The organism is Actinokineospora diospyrosa (assembly GCF_024171925.1).
GTDB lineage: Bacteria > Actinomycetota > Actinomycetes > Mycobacteriales > Pseudonocardiaceae > Actinokineospora > Actinokineospora diospyrosa.
Map to the genome: position 1 here is coordinate 518,315 of NZ_JAMTCO010000001.1, position 23,987 is coordinate 542,301.

Annotated in this window: 20 protein-coding genes and 4 tRNA genes; 14 read left to right on the forward strand and 10 right to left on the reverse strand. The window is 67.5% G+C overall.

Annotated features, from left to right (window positions below):
- Positions 1-1,979: 1,979 nt before the first annotated feature.
- From LV75_RS01970 to LV75_RS01985, 5 genes are all read right to left on the reverse strand, one after another.
- Positions 1,980-2,735 (reverse strand): IS30 family transposase, encoded by a 756-nt coding sequence (locus tag LV75_RS01970; RefSeq protein WP_253884830.1) that lies wholly within the window; start codon positions 2,733-2,735, stop codon positions 1,980-1,982.
- On the reverse strand, positions 2,648-2,899 hold the full coding sequence (locus tag LV75_RS35775) for a helix-turn-helix domain-containing protein (protein ID WP_372504118.1): 252 nt from the start codon (positions 2,897-2,899) through the stop codon (positions 2,648-2,650). Before LV75_RS35775 ends, LV75_RS01970 begins: the two co-directional genes overlap by 88 nt.
- A 519-nt stretch (positions 2,900-3,418) precedes the next feature.
- Positions 3,419-3,970 carry an NAD(P)-dependent oxidoreductase gene (locus tag LV75_RS01975; RefSeq protein ID WP_253884831.1) on the reverse strand — a complete coding sequence of 184 codons (552 nt, stop codon included), beginning with the start codon at positions 3,968-3,970 and terminating at the stop codon, positions 3,419-3,421.
- Positions 3,971-4,649: 679 nt separating this feature from the next.
- A tRNA-Val gene (locus LV75_RS01980) sits at positions 4,650-4,721 on the reverse strand.
- A 50-nt stretch (positions 4,722-4,771) separates the two neighbouring features.
- Positions 4,772-5,152 (reverse strand): TIGR02611 family protein, encoded by a 381-nt coding sequence (locus tag LV75_RS01985; protein ID WP_301318557.1) that lies wholly within the window; start codon positions 5,150-5,152, stop codon positions 4,772-4,774.
- A 424-nt stretch (positions 5,153-5,576) separates the two neighbouring features.
- Here LV75_RS01985 and LV75_RS01990 point away from each other — a divergent pair, with 424 nt between their 5' ends.
- From LV75_RS01990 to LV75_RS02005, 4 genes are all read left to right on the forward strand, one after another.
- Positions 5,577-6,002, forward strand: coding sequence for an SsgA family sporulation/cell division regulator (locus tag LV75_RS01990; protein ID WP_018687187.1), 426 nt, complete (start codon positions 5,577-5,579; stop codon positions 6,000-6,002).
- A gap of 112 nt (positions 6,003-6,114) precedes the next feature.
- A tRNA-Gly gene (locus LV75_RS01995) sits at positions 6,115-6,187 on the forward strand.
- 56 nt (positions 6,188-6,243) lie between these two features.
- Positions 6,244-6,315 (forward strand) — tRNA-Cys (locus tag LV75_RS02000).
- Position 6,316: 1 nt separating this feature from the next.
- Positions 6,317-6,391 (forward strand) — tRNA-Val (locus LV75_RS02005).
- A gap of 50 nt (positions 6,392-6,441) precedes the next feature.
- Here LV75_RS02005 and LV75_RS02010 read toward each other — a convergent pair.
- From LV75_RS02010 to LV75_RS02025, 4 genes are read right to left on the reverse strand one after another with little or no spacing between them, the layout of a single operon-like run.
- A complete protein-coding gene (locus LV75_RS02010; RefSeq protein ID WP_372504119.1) occupies positions 6,442-7,782 on the reverse strand; it encodes a tyrosine-type recombinase/integrase in 1,341 nt (446 codons plus the stop codon).
- 35 nt (positions 7,783-7,817) lie between these two features.
- The gene (locus LV75_RS02015) at positions 7,818-8,147 is read right to left on the reverse strand and encodes a helix-turn-helix domain-containing protein (RefSeq protein WP_253838727.1); all 330 of its coding nucleotides are present in this window, start codon (positions 8,145-8,147) and stop codon (positions 7,818-7,820) included.
- Positions 8,144-9,037 (reverse strand): TRM11 family methyltransferase, encoded by an 894-nt coding sequence (locus tag LV75_RS02020; protein ID WP_253884835.1) that lies wholly within the window; start codon positions 9,035-9,037, stop codon positions 8,144-8,146. The genes LV75_RS02015 and LV75_RS02020 overlap by 4 nt, the downstream gene beginning before the upstream one ends.
- Positions 9,034-10,047 (reverse strand): hypothetical protein, encoded by a 1,014-nt coding sequence (locus LV75_RS02025; RefSeq protein ID WP_253884836.1) that lies wholly within the window; start codon positions 10,045-10,047, stop codon positions 9,034-9,036. Before LV75_RS02025 ends, LV75_RS02020 begins: the two co-directional genes overlap by 4 nt.
- Positions 10,048-10,534: 487 nt before the next feature.
- On the opposite strand from LV75_RS02025, the gene LV75_RS02030 reads away from it, so the two are divergent.
- From LV75_RS02030 to LV75_RS02075, 10 genes are all read left to right on the forward strand, one after another.
- Complete coding sequence (locus LV75_RS02030) at positions 10,535-11,530, forward strand: hypothetical protein (protein WP_253884837.1); 996 nt, start codon at positions 10,535-10,537, stop codon at positions 11,528-11,530.
- Entirely contained in the window at positions 11,521-11,931 is a 411-nt protein-coding gene (locus tag LV75_RS35370; protein ID WP_308210832.1) for a pilin, read from the forward strand. The genes LV75_RS02030 and LV75_RS35370 overlap by 10 nt, the downstream gene beginning before the upstream one ends.
- Before the next feature lie 158 nt (positions 11,932-12,089).
- Positions 12,090-14,387 (forward strand): TrbL/VirB6 family protein, encoded by a 2,298-nt coding sequence (locus LV75_RS02040; protein ID WP_253884838.1) that lies wholly within the window; start codon positions 12,090-12,092, stop codon positions 14,385-14,387.
- A complete protein-coding gene (locus tag LV75_RS02045; RefSeq protein ID WP_253884839.1) occupies positions 14,384-15,499 on the forward strand; it encodes a PrgI family protein in 1,116 nt (371 codons plus the stop codon). The genes LV75_RS02040 and LV75_RS02045 overlap by 4 nt, the downstream gene beginning before the upstream one ends.
- Positions 15,483-17,324, forward strand: coding sequence for a VirB4 family type IV secretion system protein (locus tag LV75_RS02050; protein ID WP_253884840.1), 1,842 nt, complete (start codon positions 15,483-15,485; stop codon positions 17,322-17,324). The genes LV75_RS02045 and LV75_RS02050 overlap by 17 nt, the downstream gene beginning before the upstream one ends.
- Before the next feature lie 50 nt (positions 17,325-17,374).
- Positions 17,375-18,127 (forward strand): GP88 family protein, encoded by a 753-nt coding sequence (locus tag LV75_RS02055; RefSeq protein WP_253884841.1) that lies wholly within the window; start codon positions 17,375-17,377, stop codon positions 18,125-18,127.
- Positions 18,128-18,168: 41 nt separating this feature from the next.
- The gene (locus tag LV75_RS02060) at positions 18,169-20,559 is read left to right on the forward strand and encodes a type IV secretory system conjugative DNA transfer family protein (protein WP_253885010.1); all 2,391 of its coding nucleotides are present in this window, start codon (positions 18,169-18,171) and stop codon (positions 20,557-20,559) included.
- Between the two features lie 46 nt (positions 20,560-20,605).
- A complete protein-coding gene (locus tag LV75_RS02065; RefSeq protein WP_253884843.1) occupies positions 20,606-21,655 on the forward strand; it encodes a replication-relaxation family protein in 1,050 nt (349 codons plus the stop codon).
- Positions 21,652-22,599, forward strand: coding sequence for a C40 family peptidase (locus LV75_RS02070; protein ID WP_253884844.1), 948 nt, complete (start codon positions 21,652-21,654; stop codon positions 22,597-22,599). The genes LV75_RS02065 and LV75_RS02070 overlap by 4 nt, the downstream gene beginning before the upstream one ends.
- A 77-nt stretch (positions 22,600-22,676) precedes the next feature.
- Positions 22,677-23,240 (forward strand): P27 family phage terminase small subunit, encoded by a 564-nt coding sequence (locus tag LV75_RS02075; RefSeq protein WP_253884845.1) that lies wholly within the window; start codon positions 22,677-22,679, stop codon positions 23,238-23,240.
- Between the two features lie 161 nt (positions 23,241-23,401).
- Here the strand turns inward: LV75_RS02075 and LV75_RS02080 are convergent, their stop codons facing one another.
- Positions 23,402-23,851 carry a Uma2 family endonuclease gene (locus LV75_RS02080; protein ID WP_301318450.1) on the reverse strand — a complete coding sequence of 150 codons (450 nt, stop codon included), beginning with the start codon at positions 23,849-23,851 and terminating at the stop codon, positions 23,402-23,404.
- Positions 23,852-23,987 lie beyond the last annotated feature (136 nt).

Here is a 23,987-nt window from a genome sequence, read left to right on the forward strand (position 1 = left end):
GCGGACCTCGCTCGACAGGTTGTCCAGCGTCAGTTGATACTCGGTGTTGTACCTGTCGAGGAACTAGCGCTCTCAACGGCAGGCCGCTGACGCCGTTCGCTGCGGTGCAACAGGAGCCGCAGCACCTTCAACGCAGCAGTGCGCCGCCCGGCTTGACGCGAGTACACCGCAGCCACGACCACCAGCAACACCACCGCCGATCGCAAGCCGACGGCAGCGGCAACAGTCAGCAAGAAGAAGTTCGACACTCGGCTCGGCCTCCGGTCCAAGAACAACACCCTTGACCGAAGGTCTCTTCCGCCAGCAAGCCGCCGACCGCCCCAGACAATCATCGTGCGCTGCCGTGCTGTTGACACCGCCGCGAAGAACGCTTTCCCTCATTCGCGCCTGAGTTTACATGTGAGTTGGAGTCTCTGATGCCATCTCACGAGCGCTGCACCCACCCGCGACCCGGTGTCGCACGCCCCAAGAGACAGCGCGACGAACTAACGACTCAAGCATGGAACACGCTGAGGAGCGCAGTCCGCCTTGGCAGTAGCGGGATACGCGTTCAAACACCAACGCCCCTACCACCCGGTCGGCGTCAGTAGTCCAGCCCACCCCAGCAGACCCCCGCTCGCGGAGTCCTCCGCGCCCGCGCATCGAGACGGCTGGTGCCTTCGCCGTGGTGCCTGGCAGCGTGGTGAACGCAGTTCTCGTTCCCGCCCATGGAGCCTGCATGTGGCCGTACGCCAATTCCGGGCATGGGTAGAACAACACAAAGACGGCCTTCGTGTCCGATACAGATTCGACGAAACCATTTCACTGAGTCCGCTCGACCCAGATGTTGATCGATGAGTGGATCCGGAAGTGGTCCACGAACTCGGACCACCCAAGACCGCAGCCAGCGTCCAGACTGCTCACCTACCACCGTTCCTCGCCGACCTACTGCGACACCACCGCGAACGCAACCCCGACGCCCAGTCGTGTTCACCGGCGCCCACGACGGACTCTTATGCGCATTGGGGTCAGATCACGCTGCTCCCCACGTGCTCCCCGAAACGGTCAACACCCCACCAACGTGATCCGTTGACAGGACGCTGACCTGCAAATATACACAGTGGGCGATACTGGATCGAATCAGTGGCTCCTTCGGTGTGAAGAAATGTGCCACCGCCGTTGATCTGCGAACCCCTGCCCGTCAGTTGGGTCTTCGGTGTACTGAAGTCCGTAAGCGTTCGAGTGCGTTCGCTGCGGTTGTCACTCACTTTGTCGCTCACCGCTCACTGGACGGAGGAGGCTGCTGTTGGTCGGCGGCGAACCTCTTGCCGGTAGGGTTACGACATGGACAAAGTTAGCTACTTCGATGCTTGGGCTCGTTGGTTCGATGTCGACGACTCCCTAAAGCATGCGTACATGTGGGGAATGAAGATCGCCTGGTGGGGTCGCCTAGGAAAGGTTCTTGCGTTCGTATCAGGCGCATTTGTGGTCTTTGATCTGATTCGGGGTGAAACTATAAAAGAGAAGATGTCGGAGTCTTGGGTTAAGGATGAACGGAGAGAGATTCACGCTCACCTTATTTCCCCTTAGTCTTGTCTTTGGAATCCTATCTCAGGGATTACTGGTAAAACCAGGATTGGCCAAGACGCCGACTTTCCTGATCGCTATAGCAATTGTGCTAGCTGTCAACGCGTGGGTATTCTACGGGCTGGCTCATGACGTCAGGAAAACTCTTGCGAGGGGGGCAATTTCGTTCGATTCACCAAATCTTTCAGCCTGGTCCTGTTTGTAGTTGGGTTTCATTTTGACATGCTCTCCTCGTGAGATCGGCAGCACGAAAGTAGGCTGGATTTAAGTGGCAGTTGGCGAGGTTGGCAAGTTCGTGGACGTCCGTCCGGGTTCGGTCGCTCCCGAGGAGGTTATCACTCGCCTTATCGCTCAGTGTGAGAGCGAACTAGTCCCTACCCGCTTGCGCACCACAGCCCTAGCGCAGCTTGGTTTCAGGTGATGGGTGCGCCACCGTGGTTGATCAGCAGTTCGTTCATCTTCTCGGTGGGCGACGCCCACCCGAGGGTCCGTAAGAGCCCGTTGGTGTTCTCGTTCGTTCCTCGCTGCCAGGGCGAGTGCGGGTCGCAGAAGTAGACGGGCATGCCGGTGGCGATGGTGAACTTGGCGTGGTCGGCCATTTCACTGCCTTGGTCCCAGGTGATCGAGTTCTTCAGGAACCCGGGAAGGTGTGACATGCGGTGGGTCAACAACGCCGCGACCCGATCGGCGGCCCGGTCGTAGGGGACGCGTTGCAGCATCACGAACCGGGTCTGTCGTTCCACCAACGTCAGGATCTGTGATTTACAGGCGGAGCCGAGGATGAGGTCGCCTTCCCAGAAGCCGGGCACCGCCCGATCCTCGGCCTCTTTGGGGCGTTCGCTGATGGTGACCATGCCGACGATCGTGTCGTGACGTGCGGGTCTGCGTGACGGCGACACCCGCCGGGCCCGGCCCGACCGCAGCGCCTTGTACAGCAGCCTTCGGAGCTCGCCTTTTCCTTGGACGAACAAGGTTTGGTAGATCGTCTCGTGCGAGACCCGCATATCCTCGTCCATGGGGAACTCCGCTCGTATCTTCCTGGCGATCTGCTGCGGGGACCACAACAGCTCCAACCCGGCCATCACATAGTCACGCAACCGGCCAGCCGACTCCAACTTCCGCGGTTTCGGCCGAGCCAGTTTCTCTCCCGCTCGGCGCTCGGCCGCCACGGCCCGATATCCATCCCGCCCGCCATTGCGGGCCACCTCGCGACAACCACCGAATGATGCCGGCCCAGTATCAACGCAATCGACCGGAAAGACCGGCCCGACCGTAACTCCCGCGAGATCGTTTCCCGATCATGCGAACCCAACACGACATCACGCACAGACACAATCTCCGATCACTCCGACACGAAGATCATCCCACACCCGGCGCACTCACCACTGGAGACCAAGCAGTCACGGATGCGGCGGCAAGTCTCGGTACGGCAGCTAACTAGATCCAGCCCAACTTCCTCAGGTGTTCCTGCTCTTCTTGCCCGGCCGCGATTGCGTTGTGCGGCTTTGGTCCAGGCCCAATCCACTCGATCTGCTGAGGCCATAGCACCCCCACGGCATGCTGAAGCACAGGACCCAAATGTTCGGCGCACGTGCTCAACGTGGTGTCCGCTACGCGCTCGATTAGGAAGGAAGCTGGTTCCCAACACATCGTCTTTCCTGCTGGCCAGTCAAGGTAGGCTTCACATGGAAAATCATTCTTCATAGCAGGCGGCCCTTATCGTAATGGGAATCGAATGGTCGCGTCTACTCGCGGCTGTAACAGAGGGGGTCTCTCACCCCCGCTGTTACAGCCCATTGGAGGTGACAGGTGTGACACCGGCGCAGACACACTAGCGCGGCATCATGGCAGTTCAGAGGGCATCGGGTGACCGGCGTGACAGGTGTGACAGTGCGAACGCCTTGATCCGGGCGGCCGCAACCGAGTAACACAGGTCGTTGGTACCAGGAACGGTTCGAGCCGGGTGGGGGCTGATGGTGACGCCCAACTGCCTCCATAGCGGATGCTCGGCTGGCACGGGCTCAGGATCGGTGACGTCGAGGGCGGCTATCAGCCGCCGGTGCTGCAACTCGAACAGGAGGGCATTCGTGTCGACCACTTGTCCGCGGCCCGCGTTGACCAGTAGGGCACCACTGTCCATCCGCGCTAGGAAGTCGCGGTTAACCAGCCCCTTGGTAACCTCTGGCAGCGGAGTTACGACCACCACGACCTGGCGGCCTGGAAGCAGGTCGGCAAGCTCGCTAGTGGCGTGCACCCCCTCCCGGGCCGTGCGGCCCACCAGGGTCACGTGTGCGCCGAATGGTGCGAGCTTGGCCGCGGTCGCCTTGCCGATGTTGCCCGCGCCAACGATCAGGACCCGCCTGCCTGCAAGGGTTTCAGCGTTGAACTTGCGATGCGCCCACACGTGTTGCTCCTGGAATCTCACCAACGATGGCCACCGGCGAAGTTGCGTCAAGATGGCGGACAGAATCCACTCGGATACTGGGCCGGCGTGCGCATCACCAGCGTTGGACACCGGAATCCCTGCGGACACGTGCGGTGCCCACTCGTCAGCTCCGGCGGGTCGACAGTTGTACCAGTCGGAGCGCTGAGAGTTGGCGAGGCAGTCTGTGCTCTCTTGCTCTGCCCCGAGCGGTGTGTGGACGTGCTCAAGGAGCAGTGAGAGCGGCAGGTCAGCGCGAAGAAACTCGCCGGTGCCGACTGGGTTGAGGCCAGCCTGTTCTCACCACCGGGATCGGTACCGCACTCGACGCGCACAACCTCCGGCGGGCGTTCCGACGCATCGTCAAGGCCACCAAGCTCAACTCCAGGGATTGGACGCCGCGAGAGCTGCGCCACAGCTTCGTGTCGCCGCTGTCGGACGCTGGGACACCGATCGAGGTGAGTATCACGGCTAGTTGGACACAGTGGCCCTGCGGTCACGGACCGGATCCACCGCCACCAACTCCGACCGGTCATCGAGGAGGGAGCGCGGACCATGGACGGCATCTTCTCGGAAGAGTCTGCGGCTGAGTCAGTCACTATGTCACTCAGGAAGCAATCAGGCCCGGTTCGCAACCTCTGCGAACCGGGCCTGACCTGCGTGGGCGATACTGGGATCGAACCAGTGACCCCTTCGGTGTGAACGAAGTGCTCTCCCGCTGAGCTAATCGCCCGGTGCGGCCGGGGCCGCATCGACAGGGGAAAGAGTACAGGATGGTCTTGGTCAGGCGAACAGGGGGGACCCCAGCCAGGGCCAGTCCAGGCCGATCCAGCCGCCTACCAGGGCGAAGCCGTTGAGGAGCCAGATGGTGGCCACCACGATGACGCCGGTGAGGGCGAGGATCAGGAGGCGGACGGCGAGGTGCTGGCGGCGGAGCCAGTCGGTCCAGGCGTCGTACTTGGAGCGGGCGTAGGTGAGGGTGCGGTGGGCCCAGGAGAACTCCACGGCCAGGATCGCCAGGCCCGCGAACACCACCAGCCAGCCGGGGCCGGGGTAGGGGATCATGACTATTCCGGCGGCCAGGACCAGTCCACCGACCAGTCCAACCCCCACCCGCCAGACGGTCCGGGTCGTTGCGTTGCGGTTAGCCCAATCGGGGCGCATCGCACCTTTCTCGCGGGCCTCGTTCGTCACGTTGGTACCACCTCCCTCGCGCGCTTCCCCATTGTGCCGTTGGGCCGTTCGAGCGGCACGACCAATCGTCTTGACCCACCTGTGACCTGCGCGAAGGGTGGGTCACACCACAACGGTCGGGCAGCCCCGCAGGTCAGCGCGACATTGGCGCTGATGAGGAAAACAGGGAAGGAACATTCGTGCTCAGGGCGCTACCGGCGCGGCCGAAAACCAGCCAGTATGGAGACGCCTCACGCAGATTGGTCACGCTGCGCAGCGGCGCGACAGCCCTACGCACAGGGTAGTGGACCGGACGGGTGATGTGCACCTGATCCACGTCCCGCTCCCGGCGTGGTGCCGTCACATAGAAGGGACTCAGTCGTTTGGCTGGGAGGGGAGCAGAAGGGTAGCGACGATGCGAAACGATCACGTCACGCTGCGGTCAACCGCGGTGTTCGACCTCCTCGCGCCGAGGACCCCAGCGGTCCCGGTGAAGGTCGAGCTGCGTTACGACACGCGTGACCCGTACGCGGTCGTCGCGGCGTTCCGCACCGGCCGCGCGGGCTGGGTCGAGTGGGTCTTCGCCCGCGACCTGCTCGCCGACGGCCTCATCGCCGAGGCGGGGGACGGCGACGTCCGCATCCGCCCCGCCGTCGACGACCCCGAGGTCGTGGTGATCGAGCTCAGCTCCCCCTCCGGCCACGCCGTGTTCGAGGCCTCGGCCCAAGAGCTCGCCGACTTCCTCGACCGCACCTACGACGTCGTCGTCCCCGGTAACGAACACCTCTGGGTGGACGTCGACGAAGCCCTCACGCACTTGATCTCCACCGACCTGACCTGAGCGAACGCCGGGAACCGACCCCCGATTTGGAGCCGGGATCGGGCGTCCTATAGAGTTCTGCTCGCACCACGGCGGACGGGTTGGGGGTCCTGACCGGAAGCCGGGTGGGTGTGCGGATGTAGCGCAGCTGGTAGCGCATCACCTTGCCAAGGTGAGGGTCGCGGGTTCGAATCCCGTCATCCGCTCGGAAAGCGGTTCGGCCTCTGCGCCGGCCCCCCGGGGGCCAACCCCTTCGGGATCCGGCGGAGTGGCCGAGTGGCTTAGGCAAGGGCCTGCAAAGCCCTGTACGCGGGTTCGATTCCCGCCTCCGCCTCGGGCGATTAGCTCAGTGGGAGAGCACTACCTTGACACGGTAGGGGTCACTGGTTCAATCCCAGTATCGCCCACCAGTTATATACACTGGTCACAAGCCCCGTCCTCCACCTCGGAGGGCGGGGCTTCAGTGATCAAATGGGGTGGAAATGGGGTCGGTCGGATTTTTACCGTCCTGGACCCCAGCCTCCAGCCGCGCGAACACGGGCTTCAGATGCGGGAACCACGTCACTAGCTGTGACCTTTCCGAGGTCGTCAACGCGACCAGACTTCCCTCCCACCGAGCTTCCAACGCCTCGGTGATCTGCTTGCGCATGACCGCGGTCACATGGTCGTAGGTGCGGCCGATTCCCTTCATCTTCTGGCCCAACCGTGCCCGGCGGGCGACCTCGGGAACACCGTCCTCGGTTAGCCAGGTGGCGTGGCTGTGGCGGCCTTCGTGGAAGGTGAACCACGGCAGGATCGCCGGTACGTGATCAGCGGCGGCCGGGGCTTCGGGGTTCTTGCCGTCCCAGGCGGGTCGCCAGAAGCGTTGTCGGAAGTTGGACCGCCGCCAAGGTCGTCCCTCGGGGCTGGTGAAGGCGAACGCGTGGCGGTGGCTGCCGAGAAGCAGTTCGTAGAACACCGCGATACTCGGTGGCAGCTCCACTACCCGTGTACCGGCAGGCGTCTTGGTGCGCCCTTTCCGTGCCGAGAGCCCGCGGCGCCGTCGAGTGGTCGGTTGGGGCGCGGGTGCCGTGTCGAGCAGCGCCGCCCCGTACTTCTTCAACGTTCCGCCCACCTCCTTCAGCGGGGCTTGCACGCTGATCTCCTTGGTCTGGGTGTCGTACTCGTGCCGCTGTTGCCCGGCTAGCTCGCCCCAGCGAGCACCCGTGTAGACGTCCAGCAGGCAGAGGGTGAACCCGCCGACACCCAGACCCGACTCGTACAACCGCATCGCCGCCCGGAGTGCCTGCACCGGAGAGGCAACGAGTCGATCAGGCTCGTAGTCGCCCGAGGTCACCCGCACGCCGCTGCACGGGTTGGCCGGGATGGTCCGCTCCTTGACCGCCGCCTTCATGAAGGTCGAGAACGTGGCGAAGATCGACGACACCGTCGACTCCGCGTACTCCTCGTGCAGCTCCGAGACCCACTTCTCGATCTCGACGTAGCTGTTGAAGATCCCGATCAAAGGCCACTCGCCCCACTGCGGGATCAGATGGGTGTCCAGGTGCGACCGGTACTTCGCCGCCGTGCCCTCCGCGATCCGAGGCTTGATCGCGGCCAGGTACTCCTCGGCGAAGACACCGAAAAGCGTTCCGGCCTCGCGCGGATCGACCCACAGGTGCCGCCGGATCAGCGCCTCCTGCTCATCCGCAAAGTCCTGAGCCGCCTTCTCGGACGAGAAGCCCGACTGACTTCCCCAGGAACCGTCCGGGCGCTTGAATCTAGCGCGCCAACCGCTGCCGGTTGGTTCAGCGTGCGCCATCGGACCACCTTCCTTTCCTGTTTTTCATTGATCAGTCACCCGCTTCGACGGGTGCGGCTGTTGTGGCTCTGGCCAGCTCGCCGGATGATCTCGACGATGTCGTCCCGGCTGAACCTGTAGTGCTTGCCGATCCGGCGATGCGGAACGCGGCCGGTTGCGGCTAGGTCGCGCAATGTGCGCGGGGAAATCCGGAACAGGTCTCCGACCTGCTCGGCCGTAAGAAGTTCTTCCGCTTGAACGGGCGACTTCGGCACGAGAGCGCGGATTGCCTTCACCAGTTCATCAACGCTGCCCGCGAGAGTGCGGTCCTGGATGGCCTCGTCGCTATCTACTTTGGCCGGTGGATTCACTGCGTGTTCGGTCATGCAGCGGCTCCGACCGCGTCCAGGTCTGTACGGCCGATGTGTAGGAAAGGCGCTTCCCGAACCGCTGTGTTTCCGAGGTGGTGATGACCCGCGCCAGCGACCGCGGACACGGTCGCCAGTGCGGGCTGGAAGACCAGGATGTGGCGGTGGGCGGTCAGTGCGATGGGCTTGCCGCTGGGGTGGTTGTGGGCTCGGCGTCGTTTGGTGATGCCAGCTCGTGTGCGGACGCCGTCGTGGTGGAGAGCTGCGGTGAGCGCGACGGCGTGGTGGACGAGGACGAGTCCGGCAGCTTGCCCTGCAGCGAGGACGGCGGTGGGGAGATCGATAAGTTCGCCGTTCCGGTCGCGGGTGGGGGTGGCGACGATGGCGATGTGGCCGTCGGGGTGGAGTGCTTTCCGGGTGTGGGTGAGCGTGGTGGTGAGGTCGGTGGTTGCTGTCGAGCGAGTGGGGTTGCGGAGGGCGGTGATGGCGAGGGTGGCGGTTCCGCGGGTGCCCGCGGCGCGGATGTGGGTGAGGGCGGTGGCGGGGTGGTCGAGGATGCTGCCGTCGGACCAGGCGCCGGAGCGTTTGGCGGTGGTGATGTTGGTGCGGGCGAGTCGCCACGAGCGTGGGTTGGTGGTGAGGCCGAGGGCGGGGCGTCCATGGTGGAGGGCTTCGACGAGGGTGGTGGCGGGTCCGCAGTCGGGGTCGAGGACGAGTTCGCCGGGCCAGGTGTAGCGGGTGATGATTTCCGCGGCGATGGCGGGCGGGATGAGGTCGGGGTCGGTGGCGGTGCGGGGGTGGTAGCCGCCGTCGGCGAGTTGGGTGGCGAGGTCGGTCTGTCCGGTGAGCCAGACCGAGCCCCCGCCGGGGGCCGGATGATCGAACAAGTCGGGGGTGTTCGTGTTCATCGGGCCTCACCGGTGTTGGTCGTGGGGGTGGTGAACACGAGGAGGTCGGCGTGTTCGGTGGTGTCGGCGGGGCCCGCGGGGTCGAGGGTTCCGGGGCGGTGGCCGCGGCGCGCGGGCGCGCGTCGTGGAGCGGTCGTGAGGAGCACGACGCGGTCGAGCAGGAGCAGTCCGGCGCGGGTGGTCTGGGGGATGACCGTCGTGGCGGGGTCGATGAGTCGACCGCCGTGTCTGTGACTGTGGGTGATGACGGCGAGGATGCCGGTCGGGGTCAGCACGGGCGCCCAGTCGGCGGGTCGCAGCCAGTCGGTGGCGCTGGGCGGGACCGTGGTGATGATCAGGTCGTAGCGGTCGACGGACCTGTCGGTCTGATCTCCGGGGCGTTCGGTCTGGGGCTCGTCGTCGGCCCGAGCCGAGTTACCTCCACCAGTGCGGAGGAGGCCCGCAACGCGCGGTCCGGGTCCGCACTCGGACTCGCTCGGGCCATCCCCGGCGGAGGCTCGACGCGAGCTAGCGGCGCTGTGGCGGGTCGATGTCTCCGACCACGTCGTGAGGTCGGTAGAGGTCGGTCCGGCGAGGTGAGTCCGGGTGCCGCGGCCGAGCCGGAGGACGGTCCAGGCGGCTTCGGTCAGGCCCGACAACGGGCTCGGGCGGGACGGGCGCGGAACGCCGAGGTGGGCCGGGCCGGTCGGGTCGAACAGGTCGACGGTGCCGACGAGCAGGACTCTCTGGCCGGGTGTGGTGTAGGTGGTGACGATCTTGGCGGTGGCGGTCAGCAGCCACGGCGCCAGCCGCCCGAGATCACCCGTGGTGGCGGGGTGGGTCGGGCTGGAGGCGCAGGGCCAGACGGTCGCCGGGCGGGGCGCACGGACACGGACACGGCGTCGGTGTTCCGGTCGCCGCGACCCGGGAAGATCGGGAACGGCGTGGTTCCGACCGTCGGCTCGGGGTCTGCCTTCGGTCGGTGTGCGGCGCCAGCGCCGGGGGTGTTCGTTGTCGGACAAGGCGGTCATGAGGAGTCCTTTGCGGTGGGGTGTGTGAACGTCCCTGAACTCCGGAATCACGGCCGGTTTTGGACACGGAAACGACGAAAATCTTGAACTATTTCAACCACTGGTCACCTTGACCGCCCAAGCAGCGCTTAGCGCGCTCCCAGGCCGGCCGATCACGCCCGTGACAATCTCAAGATTCTTTACGACACCGACGAACGATCTTGCCCGGCTTGGTCGACTGGCGCGCTGGTGGGCACGTCGATGACGTACAGAGCGACTAGCAAGCTACTAGCGCCGCTGGTCAGCCCCACTAGTCGGCGCGGCCGGGAGGTCCTGCCCTCGTCGGCGAGGTGATCTTGCCCGGCCGTCCGCGGTGGTGGGACTAGTCGTTTGCTAGTCGGGCGCTAAGCGTCTGCTAGGCGATCGGTGGTTGTCGGCTAGCTGTTTGCTAGTAGTGGCCGTGGCTTGCTGGCGTCGTTGATTTCCTCTTCGACGCAAGGAGCCTCTGGTGTCACTCTCTCGACCTGGTTCTCGACGGCGCTCGGGTGAGCGCAATTCACTGGATATCGCCCGGGAGACATTCGCTGCGTTGACCGCCGGGCCCAGTCCGGTGTCGGTGGACTGCCGTGGGTTCCGCGGGTTGCCGGGGCGGTTGGTGCCGGTGGACGAGCTGCGGGACCTGCTGTTGGCGCGGCACTGCCCGCGGTCCACCCGGGACGCGATGTGGATGTACCTGGCGGGCCGCGCGCGCCGTGAGGGCGGCACGTGGACGGTGGTCGCCACGGGTGTCGCCCTGCCCGCGTTGACCTCGGTCGCCGCGACTCTGTCCCGGCGGTTCGCGGGTGACCCGAGCGAGATCCACGCGGAGGTGCTGCGCGGGTTCCTGTCCGCGCTGGCGGGCGTGGACCTGACCCAGCCGCGGATCATGGTTCGGCTCCGGTGGGCCGCCTACCGCGCCGGGCACCGCGCTCTGAGGGAGGCGCTGGACCGCCCGACCCCGGTCCCGGCCGGGCGCGGGTCGCGCCCACCGACACCGCCGTGGGGGCATCCCGATCTGGTCTTGGCGCGCGCGGTCGAGGCCGGGGTCCTGATCCGGCTCGAAGCCGAGGTGATCGGCGCGACCCGGCTCGACGAGATCCCGATCGCGGACTGGGCGCGCGAGCGCGGGGTCGGCGAGTGGGCCGCCTACAAGTTCCGCAGCCGCGCCGAACACCGCCTCGCCGAGTACCTGCGCGAGAGCACCGTCGCCACCGACTCGGCCGACCCGGTCGCCGACCTGGTCCTCACCCGGACCACCACCGAGCCGAAGCAGGACCCCGCCGACGCGGCCGGAGACGAGCCGCCGCACCCAGCCTCGCCGTCACGCGTGGTGACCGGCGGCGAGCGTAAGTCGGTCGAAAAAGTTGGACCCGGGCTGTCCAAAAACGACCCGAAATCCGGAGTTCAGGGCCGCGGCGAAAGTCCGCGCTCCATCGACTCCCCGGAGGTCCCCCGATGCGCTTGACCAACCCCACCAACACCCGCCCCACCAAGAGCCCAAGATCCACTCAGGACAGTGCACGCCCGACCGCGAAGCGCCGTCGCCTCGCCCGTGCCGCGGTCGTCGCGCTCGCTCTGCTCGTTCTCCTGGCCCCCGGTGTCGCGCACGCCGAGACGATGAACATCGCGCTGGCGGCGAGCTTCACCGACGTGCTCAACAACATCCGCAACTGGCTCATCGGGATCTTGGGCGGCATCGCCACAGTGTTCCTGACCCTCGGCGGTGTCCGTCGGAGCATGGCCGGGGGCGACCCGGGCGAGCACGAGAAGGCGAAGGACTGCTTCAAGGCCGCCGGTCTCGGCTACGGCCTCGCGGCGCTGGCGCCGCTGGTGGTCGAGGCGCTGAAGACCATCGTGGGGCTCTGACGATGGCCGATCCCGACAACCCCCCGAGCGCTGCCCCCGACGCGCGGACGATGCTCACACCACCGGCCTCGCTACGCGGACCCGTCCGTGGCCGACACCTGACACGGGCACTGCAGGGTCACGCTGGCACCCGCAGGCGGCGGTGGACGGCGCTGCTGGTGATCGTTCCCGTGGCGCTGGCAACGATCTTGCTGTTCTCCGCCGGGCAGGGCACCGCGGCCTCGTCGGCACCCGCGGTGAGTCTGGTCGCGGTCGCGCAGCCCGGTGGTCCCACCACTGCGCCCGACCCGTGCAATCCGTGGACCCCGACCTGCATGTTGCAGCCGCTGCCGACCTGCTCGCCGGACCTGCCGTTGCCGTCGGTCGATTGTGTTCAGCCACCGGCACCGAGCACCACGACTCGCCCGCCGTGCACTGGTCAGGACTGTATTCCCGACCCGACCGCGACCACCGCGCCGAGTGGCCCGAATCAACCAGGACAGCCCGGCACCGGCGAGCAACCCAGCGATGACTGCGGCATCACCGATATCGGCGCGTGCATTTCCGAGGCGATCGACGGGTTCTTCCGCGGAATCGTCACCGCCGCGTTGAACCCGCTACTCGACCTCCTCGGTCAGACGTTGTTGTCGACACCGACGCCGTCGTCGATTCCTCGGGTCGGGGAGCTGTGGGCGCAGTCCTGGGAAATCCTGCTCGCCTGCTACGTGGTCCTGGTGCTCATCGGCGGCATCATCGTCATGAGCTACCAGACCGTCCAAACCCGATACTCCATCAAGGAGATCGCGCCGCGGATGGCGGTCGGTTTCCTGATGGGCGCGTTGTCGCTGTTCCTGGCGACCAAGGCCATCGACATCGCCAACGGTCTCGCGGTCGCGATCCTGGACGGCGGCGTCGACCCCGGCTCGGCCGCGGGCACGTTGAAGACGCTGGTCATCAACAGCCTCACCGGCGGGCTGTGGATCATCCTGCTCGGGATGGTCCTGGCCGGGATCTTGATCGCGCTGTTGGTGACCTACGCGGTGCGGGTCGCGATCACGATCATGCTCATCGCCTCCGCCCCGCTTGCGCACATGCTCCACGCTCTCCCGCAGACCGAGAGCATCCCGCGTACCTGGTGGAAAGCCTTCGCCGGATGCCTGGCCATCCAGATCGGGCAGAGCTTCACCCTGGTCACCGGCCTGCGCGTGTTCCTCGCCCCGGGCGGGTTCACCGTGTTCGGCCCGACGGCGAGCGGGTTGGTCAACATCCTGGTCTGCTTGGCCCTGTTCTACGTGCTGTTCCGCATCCCGTTCTGGTGCCTGCGCCCCGCCCGCGGCGGTGGCGGCCGGTCGATGCTCGGCAGCCTGGCCCGCGCCTACGTCATGGGCAAAGCCTTCGGACTGCTCCGCGGCGGCAGCTCCGCTGGCGGGCGCCCGGGTCGACGTGGACCCGCACCGGTCGGCTACGGCAGACCGCGGCAAGCCGGTTCCGCGCGGACCAGCCCCGCCAAGGGCACGGCCCGTCTGCGTCGGGACCCGATCGAACGACTTGGTGCGCGGTTGACCGCGCAGCAGGCCCGGGAACGTCGCCGCGCCGGTCGACACACCGCGCCCGCGCAGCCGCGGTTCCTGCAATCCAGCCCCCAGACCCCGACCCGCGACCACGCCGCGTGGACACCGCACCAGGACGACACCGTGCTCACCTTCCGCCCCGCCACCCCCGACGACCCCGCCACCAGCACACCCCTGCCTCCGCCCACCACCACGCCGAAACCGGCCGGGTTCAGCGCCGAGGTTCCCGCCGAAGTCGCCCGCCGCGCGAACCGACCGGCCACCCCGCCCCGGTTCCGGCCGGAGCAGCCCTCGGTCGTGCCTCGCCCAGCCAAGGCCGACGGCGCACCCGCTGCGACCCGGTTCAGCACCGCCGTCCCCGACCAGGGGCGCGAGCGCCGCGGCCACACCGCCGAGGCGGCCCCGGTGCTGTTCCAGCCCCCGGGCGGCCAGGCACGCCTGTCCCATTCCCCCATCGGCCCCACTCGCCCGGCTCGCCGAGGCGCCGCACGCAGGAACCCGGCACCGCCTCCCGCCACCCCGGCGCCCTCACGGGCCGCGGCACCTGCACCGCCCAACTCGAAGCCCATCCGCCAAGCCCCCGCCGCACCGGCACGACCTGCGGCAACCACGGCCCGACGTACGCCCCAACCGACCAAGCCGCCAGCACAGACACCCACGCCCGCGGCCCCGCGGAGCCGACGGGCACCTGCCACACCTGCGGCAACCACGACCTGGAGCACACCCCAACCAGTCCAGCCCGCAGCGCGGGCACCCAAGTCCGTGCCCCGGAACCGGCAGGCGCCCGCGCCGCCCACCTTCAGTTCACCCGCTTCTGTCGCACCCACCCCGCCGCCACTGCACCCGGCACCCAAGCCCGCGCCCCGGACGACGTCGTCTCGCCCCACTGGAGGTGAATCCACATGAGCCAGGTCGTGCGTATTCCCGCTGATGTCGAGATGGCGGACAAGGTCCTCGGGCCGTTCACCGCTCGCCAGCTCCTGCTGCTGACCGTGCCCGGCCTGCTGCTGTATGTCGTCTATGGGGTCACGCGGTCCTGGTTGCCGTTGCCGATCTTCCTGGCGTTCGCCATCCCGGTCGCCGGGGCCGCGGCGCTGTTGGCCCTGGGTCGTCGGGATGGCATCGGCATGGACGCGTTCGTGTTGGCCGCGGTCCGGCAGCGGATGAGCCCGTCTCGCCGGGTCGCCGCACCTGAAGGGGTGCGCCCGGCACCGGAGTGGGTCACCGCGACGCAGGGGGACGACGCCGCGCCCGCGGTCTCGCCTGCGCCGCTGCGGTTGCCCGCCGAGGCGGTGACCGATACCGGGGTCATTGACCTGGGGCGGGACGGGTTGGCTGTGGTTGCGGTGTGTGGATCGGTGAACTTCAGCCTCCGTACCGGTACCGAGCAGGAAGCCCTCGTGGCCACGTTCGGCCGCTATCTGCACAGCCTCACTGCGCCCGTGCAGATCCTCATCCGTGCCGAGCGCCTGGACCTGTCCGGGCAAATCGCGGAGCTGCACGAGAGGGCGGGAGCGTTGCCGCACCCGTCGCTGGAGGCCGCCGCCCGCGAACACGCCGATTACCTCGCTCACCTGTCCGCGACCACCGACCTGCTGCGCAGGCAGATCCTCCTGGTGCTGCGCGAACCCCTGGGCGCACTCGCCCAGGCCGACACCGACGGCCGGTCCGTGCTCGCCGTCCTCGGTGCACAGCGGCGCAAGCGCTTGGCGCAGCAGTCCGAACAGGACGACGCGGTGCGCCGCGCCGCGGAGACGCGGCTGGCCCGCCGGTTGGCCGAGGCCGCCGAACTGCTCACCCCGGCGGGGATCACGGTGACGGCACTGGACGCGGGTCAAGCCACCAGCGTGCTCTCCGCCGCGCTCAACCCAGACTCGCTGCTCCCACCCTCCAGCGACCTCGCCGGAGCCGACGAGGTCATCACCACCGCCGCGGACAGCGACTGGGACGACCAAGCGCACGACGAGTTCGACACCGAAATCGATGCGGGGAGGTACGGCCATGACCAAGCGCACTAAGACCATGCGACAGCAGCCTGCCAGCAGTGCGAGTGCGTTCACCCCGGACGCCATCTCGGTCGGTGCCCGGCACCTGGAGGTCGGGGGCGGTGACTTCGTCGCGAGCTTCGCCATCACCGGCTACCCCCGCGAAGTTCACGCCGGATGGCTCTCCCCACTGTTGACCTACCCGGGCCGGGTCGACGTGAGTCTGCACATCGACCCGATCGACCCCGCCACCGCCGCGACCCGGCTGCGCAAGCAACTGGCCAAGCTGGAGTCCGGCCGACGGCACACCGCGGACAAAGGCAGGCTGCTCGACCCCTACGTGGAGGCCGCGACCGAGGACGCCCACGACCTGTCCCACCGGGTCGCGCGCGGTGAGGGGCGGTTGTTCCGGCTCGGGCTCTACCTGACCGTGCACGCGGCCACCGAACAAGCCCTCGCCACCGAGGTCGCCGCGGTCCGCTCCCTGGCCGCGTCCCTGCTGCTCGACGCCAAACCGACCACCTACCGCAGCGTCCAGGGCTGGGTCACCTGCCTGCCCATGGGCCTGGACCTGGTGGGCATGAAGCGCACCTTCGACACCGCCGCCCTAAGCGCAGCCTTCCCCTTCACCTCGCCCGATCTCCCGCCGCCGGACCCGACCTCGGTCGCCGCACCCGCGGGGGTGCTCTACGGCTACAACCTCGGCTCCTCGGGACTGGTCCACCACGACCGGTGGGCTCTGGACAACCACAACGGCGTCGTCCTCGGCCGGTCCGGCGCGGGCAAGAGCTACCTGACCAAGCTGGAGATCCTGCGCTCGCTCTACCGCGGCGTCGAGATCCACGTCATCGACCCCGAAGACGAATACGCCCGACTCGCACACGCCGTCGGCGGCACCTACGTCCACCTCGGCGCCGACGGAGTCCACGTCAACCCGCTCGACCTGCCCATCCACACCCGCGCCGACGGCAGACGCACCGCTCCAAGGGACGCGCTGCTGCGCCGGAGCCTGTTCCTGCACACGGTGCTGGCCGTGCTGTTCGGCGAGGAACTATCCGCGTCCGAGCGCGCCGCGTTGGACCGCGCGGTCGCGGCCACCTACCAGCAGGCCGGGATCACCGCGGACCCCCGCACATGGACGCGCCAGGCCCCTCTGCTCGCCGACCTCGCCGCCACCCTTGCCTCCAGAACCGAGCCGGGAGCGCACGAGCTGGCCGCGCGGCTGGCCCCGTTCACCGAGGGCGCGTTCTCCGGCCTGTTCGCCGGACCGACCACCACCCGCCCGGAAGGGCACCTGGTCGTGCACTCCCTGCGGGACCTGCCCGAGGAGCTGAAGCCGATCGGCACCCTGCTGACGCTGGACACGGTGTGGCGTCAGGTGTCCAACCCCGCCATCCGCAAACCCCGCCTGGTCGTGGTCGACGAGACGTGGTTGCTCATGGCCACCGAGGCAGGCGCCCGATTCCTCTACCAGATGGCCAAAGCCGCAAGGAAACGCTGGGCCGGACTTCTACTGGCCACACAGGACATCCTCGACTTCCTTCGGTCCCCACTGGGTAAAGCCGTCATCGCCAACGCCGCGACCACCGTCCTGCTCCGCCAAGCACCTCAGGCCATCGACGAGATCGCCGAGGTCTTCAACCTCAGCCAAGGCGAACGCCAGTTCCTCCTCGCCGCCGACCGCGGCCAAGGCTTGCTTTCCGCCGGCCTGCAACGAGTCGCGTTCCAGTCACTCGCCTCGCCCACAGAGGACTACCTGATCACCACCGACCCCGCACAGCTCGCCGCATTCACCGACGGCGATGCGGAGTCCGAGTACATCGACGTCGCCGACGACATCGAACTCGACGCCGCCTGACACCAGGCCACTTTCACACCACTCTGCTTGCTCACTCCCGGGAGAACTCCTTGCCACGCGACGCCGCCCCATCGCGGTTACTCACCCAGAACCGCCGCCTGCGCGCCATCGGCGTGCACAACTGGACCCTGCCCGCCTGGGCCGGGCGCCTGCCTGACGGGCGCACCTACAACACCTGCCCGTCCGCCGGGGTGTGCCGTCAGGTTTGCTACGCCCGCCACGGCACCTACACCTGGCCGGTCGTCCGCGCCCGCCACCAGGCCAACCTGGCGCTGTTGCTCGACGACCTGCCCGGGTGGGAAGCCCGGATGATCGCCGAACTCGGTCACCGCCGCTTCGCCGCGGGCGCGTGGGTGCGCATCCACGACTCGGGCGACTTCTTCTCCGACGACTACCTCACCGCCTGGCTGCGCGTCTGCCGCGCCCGGCCCGCGGTGACCTTCTACACCTACACCAAGGAGATCGATCGATTCCGCAGGCTCGTCGAACCCGACCCGCCCCCGAACCTGCGATGGGCGTACTCCCTCGGCGGCACCCAGGACGCCGCGATCGACCTGGATGCGGACAGGGTCGCCGACGTCTTCCCCGACGAAGCCGCCATCACCGACGCCGGATGGCACTCCCAGAGTTCATCCGACCTGCACGCGGTCCAAGGGCCGCGACTCGTCGGTATCCCGGCAAACCGCATCCCCTCAGCCGTGAACCGCATGAACCGCCGCAGGTTCAGCGACTGGCAAGCCGAATCAAGCACGGGACACCTGCGGACCGTCCCCACCGACAGTACCGAGCGGGAGGCCGCGTGAACTCCTGGATCGGGCGCTACCTGCGCGACCCGTTCGGCGCGATGCAGCTCGTGCTTGCCCACCTGCGGGCCTGGGCGATCGTGTGGGGGCCTATCGCCGGTCCCGCGTTGGTCATCGCGGTCACCGTGCTGGTCGCGGTCCGGCGGCGGATGCGCGAGCGGTTCCACCAACGCCTCGTCGCCGACGCCCGGGTGATCACCATCCTCGCGCCGCCCGTGGTCGACCCGCACGGCGCGACCGCCCTGTGGTCCAACCTCCTCGGCCTGATCCGCCCCGGCTGGCGCAGGGCCCTGCGCGGGCAACCACACCTCGCGTTCGAGTACCGCTTCCGCGCCGACCAGGTCGACATCCGCGTCTGGGTACCCGGTGTCATCCCGTCCGGCATGGTCGAGCGCGCGATCGAAGCCGCCTGGCCCGGCGCCCACACCTCCACCACCCCCGCGAACCCGCCGCTCACCCACGGCACCGAGACCATCGCCGCGGGCGGCGAGCTGCGCCTGGCCCGGCACGAGGGCTTGCCGTTGCGAGTCGATCACCCGGTGGACCCGATCCGCGCTCTGCTCGGTGCCCCGGTCGGCATGGCACCCGGGGAGCAGGCGTGCGTGCAGATCCTGGCCCGCCCGGTCGCCGGACGGCGAGTCACCCGCGCCCGCGTCCAAGCCCGCCGCCTGCACCCCGGACGCTCCACCAGCAGGGCAGGCCGCATCCTGGACCTGATCACCCCGGGCGCCCGCCACCGCCGATCCGGTGCCCGGTCGTCGAGCATCGTGGACGCACAGTCCCGGCTGGAGTTCGGCGCGCAGGACCGGGCGATCGTCGACAAGCTCCGCGGAGCCCAATGGGAAACCCGCGTCCGCTACGCCGTCACCACCACCGCCCCCAGCCACGACCCCGACACGGTCACCGCCGCCCGCGAGGTGATGGCCGGGCGCGCGCACGCCATCGCCTCGGCGTTCGCCGCCTACAGCGGCCACAACCGCTACCGCCGCGCCCGCCTCAACAACCCCGCCACGACGCTCGCCGCCCGCCGGATGAACCGCGGAGACCTCCTGTCGGTGCACGAGCTGGCCGCGCTCGCCCACCTCCCCACCGACGACGCCACCCCCGGCCTACAACGCGCCGGAGCACGAGCCGTACCTCCACCGCCCGGCATCCCCACCACCGGGGACCTGATCAAGCCAATCGGGCGCAGCGACTCCGGACACTCCCGCCCCGTCGGCCTGCACGTCGCCGACGCCCGCCACCACGTCCACATCCTCGGCGCCACCGGCTCCGGCAAGAGCGAGTTGATGGCCCGGATGATCCTCGCCGACGCGGAAGCAGGCCGCGGTGTGGTCGTCGTCGACCCCAAGGGCGACCTCGTCAACGACGTCCTCGCCCGGCTGCCCGAACACCTCGGGTCAAAGGTGACCCTGTTCGACGCCGATTCCCGTTCGCGCCCGCCGGTAATCAACCCGCTCCAGGGTGTCGACCGTGAGCGCACCGTCGACAACCTCGTGTCCATCTTCAGCCGCATCTACAGCTCATCCTGGGGACCCCGCACCGAGGACATCCTCCGCTCCGGACTGCTCACCCTCACCGCCATGCCCGGCACCCCCGGACTCATCGACCTGCCCGGCCTGCTCACCGTCGACTCCACCCGCGCTCGCGCCATCGCCCAGATCGACGACCCCGTCCTCGCCGGGTTCTGGCAGTGGTACGACAGCCTCTCCGAGTCCTACCGAGCACAAATCATCGCCCCGTTGATGAACAAACTCCGCGGCCTCCTGCTGCGCCCGTTCGTCCGTGCCGCCATCGCCGAGGGACAGTCCACAGTCGACTTCGACCAGATCCTCGACGGCGGCATCTGCCTGGTGCGCATCGGTAAAGACGCGCTCGGCATCGAAACCGCCCGCCTCATGGGCTCCATCGTCGTCGCCCAGGTCTGGCAGGCCGCCACCCGCCGCGCCCGCCTTCCCCAGCACCAGCGCCGGGACGCGAGCGTCTATCTCGACGAGGTCCACAACTTCATGAACCTCCCGTTCAGCCTCGAAGACATGCTCGCCGAGTTCCGCGGCTACCGAGTCGGATTCGTCTTGGCCCACCAGTTCCTGTCCCAACTCACCCGCGAACTCGAAGAAGCCATCAGCGCCAACGCCCGCACCAAAATCATCCTCAACTCATCCCCCGAGGACGCCCGCAAACTCGCCCGCCACACCGGCCCACGGGTCACCGAACACGACCTGTCCCACCTCGACGTCTTCCACATCGTCGCCCGCCTGGTCGTCAACGGTGCCGAGACACCGGCCTTCACCGCAGTCACCGAGAAACTGCCGCCCGCCATCCCCGGACGCGCCCGCGCCATCCGCGCCGCAGCACGCAACAACAACCAACCACCGGCAACCCGAACCGACGCTCCACAGAGAACTCACGATCCCCGCCACGCCACGTAAACCGACCACCTAGGAACACGTCCACATCACCTACCTGGAGAAACCTGTGATCACCAACGCGACACCCCAACGCGCCCTGCGCGGACACACGCCCACCCGCCCGAATCCCCGAGCCGCGGTCAGCGGCGAACACCACGCGGGGCTGGTCAGTCGACTCACCCACCGCGACCGGTGGCTCGCCCACATGCTGTGGGAGCACAAGGTCCTCACCACCCACCACGTCGTCGAACTGGCCTGGAGCGCCGCAGCCCGCCGAACGGCCAATCAACGGCTCCGCAAGCTCTACGAGTGGCGGGTCATCGACCGCTTCCAGCCGTTCGTCACCACCGGGTCGGCCCCCATGCACTACGTACTCGACATCGCCGGAGCCGCCGTGCTCGCCTACGAGAATGGCCTCGACCCCAAGGAACTCGGCTACCGCCACGACGCCGCGATCGGCATCGCGCACTCGCTGCGCCTGGCGCACACCGTCGGCTGCAACGGCTTCTTCACCGGCCTCAGCAACGCCAGCCGTACCAACCCCAACACCGGCCTACTCACCACCTGGTGGTCCGAAACCCGGTGTGCAAGGCACTGGGGCGACATCGTCCGCCCCGACGGCTACGGCCGCTGGGCCGAACACGGCATGGAGGTCGAGTTCTTCGTCGAGTTCGACTTCGGCACCGAGGCCCACCGCATCCTGGCCGCCAAGCTCCACGACTACCACCGCCTAGCGGTCAACACCGGCATCATCACCCCGCTGCTGCTCTGGCTGCCCACCGCACAACGCGAAGCCAACGCCCGCCGCACACTCGCCGACGCCCACGCCGCCCTGCCCCGGCCCGAACTCGTCCCCATGGCAACCAGCTCACCTCAGCAACCGGCCACCAGCGACGACCCCGCCGCCGACCGCTGGCTGCCCCTGTCCGCCACCGTCGGCTCCAGCAGGCGCGTCCGTCTCGCCGAGTTTGCTGGCAGGTGGCCCCGCCAAACGCCCGCCGCCGACCTGGTGCACCGCCTGACCACCGCCGTACCGAGCGCGACCCGATCACGCCTCGACAGCCCCTCACCCACACCACCGGACGGCCAAACCCGCCAGCAGTGGGGAGCCGCTTGAAACTGGCGCTCATCGGAGCTGCGGCTGTCATCTCCATCCCCGCGATCATCGGAGCCATCGGCAACGGCCTGGTCACCGCCCTGTTCGGTGGCGACGACCAGCCCAACCAGCAAGCCATCGTCGACATCCCGTCCGACTACCTCGATCTCTACCTCGCCGCCGCACCCACCTGCCCTGGGCTGAGCTGGAGCATCCTCGCCGCCATCGGCAAGATCGAAACCGATCACGGCCGCAGCCAACTTCCCGGCGTGCGAGAAGGAGAAGAGAACAACAAGGGTGCAGGCGGTCCGATGCAGTTCCTCCAAGCCACCTTCACCAGCGTCACCGCCCGCCACACCCTGCCCCCAGGAGGCGCCACCCCACCCTCCCGCTACAACCCCCACGACGCCGTCTTCGCCGCCGCCCACCTGCTCTGCGACAACGGCATCAACCGCGGCGACCTCAACGCCGCCATCTACTCCTACAACCACGCAGACTGGTACGTCGCCCAAGTCCTCGCCCAAGCCCAGACCTACTCCAGCACCATCGGCCGCGGCGCCGACACCTCACCAGCCTCCGCCGCCCAACAGGCCATCAACTACGCCACCGGACAACTCGGCCTGCCCTACCAATGGGGCGGCAACGGACCCGACGCAGGCGACGCCGGATTCGACTGCTCCGGCCTCACGACCGCCGCCTACGCCTCCGCCGGAATCACCCTTCCCCGAACCGCCGCCACCCAGTTCCGAGCAGGCCCCCGCGTACCCGAGGGTCAATCCCTCATCCCCGGCGACCTCGTCTTCTACGGCACCCCCAGCCGCATCCACCACGTCGGCCTCTACGTCGGCAACGGCCAGATGATCCACGCACCAGACTTCGGACAGAAGATCAAAACTGCTCCGTATCGCTGGCGAGGAGATGACTACGCCGGTGCTACTCGACCGCACGCACCAAGGCCGCTGTAGCTTCCGCAGCAAGATGACCAATCCCGTGCGGACTTGTGGGCAAGCGTGGACCCGCACCCAAGCCCACGTCGCCGCGCGTGCTGCACGGTGACCGCCCCGACCGGATCAACACCCGCGAGCCGGTCTCACCCGATGCCGAGGTCGAACCGCCGGACCGGCTGTCCGACTCGGCCCGCGCGATCCGGGACCGGCTCGCACCCGGACTGGTCGCCCGCAAGGTGCTGACCGTCTGGGGCGCCGACGCCTTCGCCATCCTGTGCCAGGCGGTGGCCCGCTACCGCGAGGCCACCACCCTCGGCACCGCCAACGACCTCGCCCTCCGACTACATGCCACAGGCGACCACCGGGCCGCGCGCGATCTCGACGAGGACACCCTCTGGCGCGCTACCGCCGCGTGCTGGGCGAGGACCACCCCGACATCCTGCGGACGGGGCGCAATCTCGTCTCGGTTCTCCGCGACCTTGATCAGCACGACCAAGCCGACGCACTACAAACATGGATCGACAACACCGCCAATCACGACGATCATGGACCAATCGCAGACCGGCAAGCACCACAGGACCATCTTGTTCGCGTCATCACGAACATCCGGTCATGCCGCAGACCGTGCGCACTACACAGGGCAGAGAACGCTCAAGTAGCGCGGAAACCGTCCACGGACGAGCCGCTCACATCGCACGGAAACACCAGGTCCAGCGATCAGGTTGCTCATGTTCGTCCGGAACGTACAGTCGACAAATAGGAATGGTGGCGATGTATATAACGAACTATCGCCAGTAAAGGTCGACGTCCTGTCACGCCGCTAATCGATATAAATAAGGTCCGCTGGATCGAATTCGACCACGACGGGATCGTCGATCCGTATCATCTCACCAGTCTTAGCTTTGCTCGCCAACTGGTACGTACCATCGATTAGTCTGTGGTAGTAGACGCAAGGAGAGTCAATGCCGGTTAGCTCCACGAGCAGGTAGTTAGGAATGCCCATTCGGGCATACTCTCGCCGCTTCTCAACCCAGTCTCGTCGCCTGCTCGACGGGCTCACGATCTCGACTGCAAGCTTGACCACCTCCGGTGGAACTGCCCGCAGAGCGAGATTGATTTTCAACTTGTGCACGACAGAGATGTCGCGCTGATAACGGGGTTTATGGTCGATTGCCAGATCAGCCATCACCAGGAGTTCCGGCGGACTTACCTTCGAGAGGAGTTCGTGGAGGCGAGACGCCACCAGTTGATGGAGAACCCTTGGACCCATATGTCCTTCTTACCACATGGTCACCCCTGCGGGGGTGTGGCTACCAGAGTCAGCCGGCTTCAACCCCTCGGGAGCGCGAATACGGCAGGGTTGATACTGCCACTTCATCAGTTGAATGACTATTATGCAACAGGGG